This window comes from Nitrospira sp. BLG_2 (assembly GCF_049222245.1).
The window spans coordinates 1-2,590 of record NZ_JBLYIG010000542.1 but is presented as its reverse complement, the minus strand read 5'-3'; the positions used below and the strand labels follow the sequence as shown (position 1 = coordinate 2,590).

General features: G+C 53.2%; 3 protein-coding genes. All 3 read left to right on the top strand.

Annotated elements, in window-relative coordinates:
• Positions 1–445: 445 nt before the first annotated feature.
• The 3 genes from ACOSYY_RS14535 to ACOSYY_RS14525 all read left to right on the top strand — a co-directional run bounded on the left by ACOSYY_RS14535 (position 446) and on the right by ACOSYY_RS14525 (position 2,274).
• Positions 446–631, top strand: a complete 186-nt coding sequence (locus tag ACOSYY_RS14535; RefSeq protein ID WP_421663242.1) for a hypothetical protein — start codon at positions 446–448, stop codon at positions 629–631.
• Positions 632–759: 128 nt separating this feature from the next.
• Positions 760–1,824 (top strand): TIR domain-containing protein, encoded by a 1,065-nt coding sequence (locus ACOSYY_RS14530; RefSeq protein ID WP_421663241.1) that lies wholly within the window; start codon positions 760–762, stop codon positions 1,822–1,824.
• A 21-nt stretch (positions 1,825–1,845) separates the two neighbouring features.
• Positions 1,846–2,274 (top strand): DUF1810 domain-containing protein, encoded by a 429-nt coding sequence (locus ACOSYY_RS14525; RefSeq protein ID WP_421663240.1) that lies wholly within the window; start codon positions 1,846–1,848, stop codon positions 2,272–2,274.
• Positions 2,275–2,590: the final 316 nt, after the last annotated feature.

Here is a 2,590-nt window from a genome sequence, read left to right as displayed (position 1 = left end):
CCGAGGCTGTCGAGGCCCGTTTCCTCCAGGCGGACTTTCAGCCAGGTCTTGCCTCGCAAGAGAACGACTACCGGTGCCGAACGCAACCGGCATACCACTGAGAGTTCGGATGCGGAATCGATGGAAGTGATTGTTATGACTGAGGAGAAAGGTGCGATCGTTGGATCGTGTGACTCAACGAACACCTTGAGAGCGGTATCGGAATAGATACAGAGACGTTATTGGAGCATTATCGGATCAGATACAGGGACCAGACCGACAGGAGGTTGCCGGCGATAAATGGCCGCACATAGGGGAAAGTGGCCCGCTGAATCGCGCGCCAACGCGCATTGAACAGAGTTGACAACTCTCTGCACCAACATAAGAATAGTGCCGGAGTTGGCACGCGGCATCTACCTTCTATGCCGACAAGTATACTTATAGCTCCGTGACAAAAGAGCATTCGATGGAGCACACCGAGAACGATGCTGACCACCGAACGAGGAAGTGGGCGGTTCATCGCCAGGACGACAACGGAAACCGGTTCGTCGTAGAATCAGGCTTGAGTCGTGAGGATGCGGAGCGGGTCATCGCACGATACGAAGAGCGCGGCCATAAGCAGCTTTACTGGATAGATGCCGATGAGGAGTAGCGAAGGCACCGATCCACGTGTTGCACCGAACCGAGGCCGCATGCCGGTTTCTCTAATGTTCCAGTCCTCACCAGCGGACCGACAGATGAGCCTGGTCGTTCTGTGCCAACCACAGGAGTGGTCGTACCGTGACATCACAAGTCTTCATCAGCTATAGCCATGAGGATAAGGCCCTGTACTCGTCCCTATGCCTAGCGCTGGACGGGGCCGGCGTTCTTCGCAGGGACGTATCAAGGCTATCGCTAGGAAAACCGCTTGCCGAGGGACTTCGCTCGGCAATCGAGGAGTGTGATGTGTGCATATTCCTAGCGACCGCTCGCTCTCTCGAATCACCATGGTGTCTTGCAGAACTCGGAGCTTTTTGGGGAGCGGGAAAGAAAGTGATCGTATACCTCGCCGATCCAGCTATCGATGAAACTGACCTTCCCCCGCAGTTTCGCGGCAATCTGTGGACCGCGAATGCTACAGACCTGGTAGAAGGCATCAAAGAAACAGACACCAGCCGCATCCGAAAGATGCCAAACGGCTATTGCGTCGGCCTCGGGCCAATGACGATCAAGGTAATTTTGGGACGAATCGAGGAGTTGGACTGCGAGGATGAAGACTGCTTAGTGGCGTTACCAGCCAACGAGTTCTTCGACGATGATTGCATTCACGATTCTCAGAGCGCTTTGGGCGCATTTATGCAGCATCACTTTAAAGGACAGATTCCGGATATTCAGACACTCGTGAGGGCTGCTCTCGCTAACGAGCCGACAAAAGAGGTCAAAAAGAAGCCTGGAGTAACCGCATCTAGCTATGGCGTTGGAAAGTGCGTTTTCCTTGATGATCCGCTTTCATCACGTTTACGAATTGCAATGGTTTCCGTAACCACGCAAAGAGCTGGTGTTGGCCTTCGTGCAGATGCCGCTTACCTGTTTAATGCGGTAGCGTCGCTTCAGCGTGTCATGGCCAATCACCGCCTCACACGCCTCTATACACCGATCCTGGGAAGTGGCCATGGTGGACTAAAAGGAGAAGTATCCCTTGTTTGTATGTTGATCGCCTTTGGGGAACTGCGCCGCAAATCGGCACACAATCTCAAAGAAGTCAACATTGTGGTGTTCAGAGGTAAGGAAACCTCCACGCCATCCGCTTCTGAAGTGACCATCAAACGCGCCCTGGATTTCGCTAGCCGCTTCCTGGCGGAATAATCGGCTGCTTGGACACGCAGAATGACCGATATTTTCAATCTACAACGATTCATCGAGGCTCAAGATCCTGGCTATCGCTCAGTACTCCAGGAACTAAGGGCCGGCCATAAGCGTGGCCATTGGATGTGGTACATTTTCCCTCAGATCCAAGGGCTTGGCGAAAGTTCAATGTCGCAGAAGTATGCAATCTCGTCTCAAGGCGAGGCTAAGGCTTACTCGGAGCACCCCATCTTGGGATCACGCTTGAGAGAGTGTACGCAGCTGGTCATGAATGTGGAGGGCCGTACCGCCGATCAAATATTCTCCTATCCCGACAATCTTAAATTCCGCTCGTGCATGACGTTGTTTGAAAGATCGGCGACGGACTCCAGCATCTTTCGGGCCGCCCTGCTGAAGTACTTTGGAGGAGAGCCTGATCAGTTGACTCTCAAGATCCTCGAGAGGCAATAGGCTTAACCTCTCGGAGTCAACAGGATTCACGTTCTGGGAATCTACAAAGGGGTCGGGTGTCTATTCTCACATGTCTTGCTGCGGCATTCGCGGCTTCAACGCGCCGTTTTCGTGGAAATCAAAGGAGTCGAGAGTCTTCTCTCCCGTTCCGACATGTCCGGCTCGACCGCTGAAGTATTGGCCATCGTGGCCACATCGGAGGCAGAAATATGGCTAGCCCAATTCGCAAGACCCGAATAAAGGAAGTTCCACTTTCCGAGGTGAAGGATGATCTGTCGCACTTGCTTCGCGAGGCGGAGAAGCAAGAAATCGTGAT

Bases quoted from the DNA above. Each gene is read 5' to 3' on its own strand.
- ACOSYY_RS14535 (WP_421663242.1), top strand. From the start codon at position 446: ATGGAGCACACCGAGAACGATGCTGACCACCGAACGAGGAAGTGGGCG.
- ACOSYY_RS14525 (WP_421663240.1), top strand. From the start codon at position 1,846: ATGACCGATATTTTCAATCTACAACGATTCATCGAGGCTCAAGATCCT.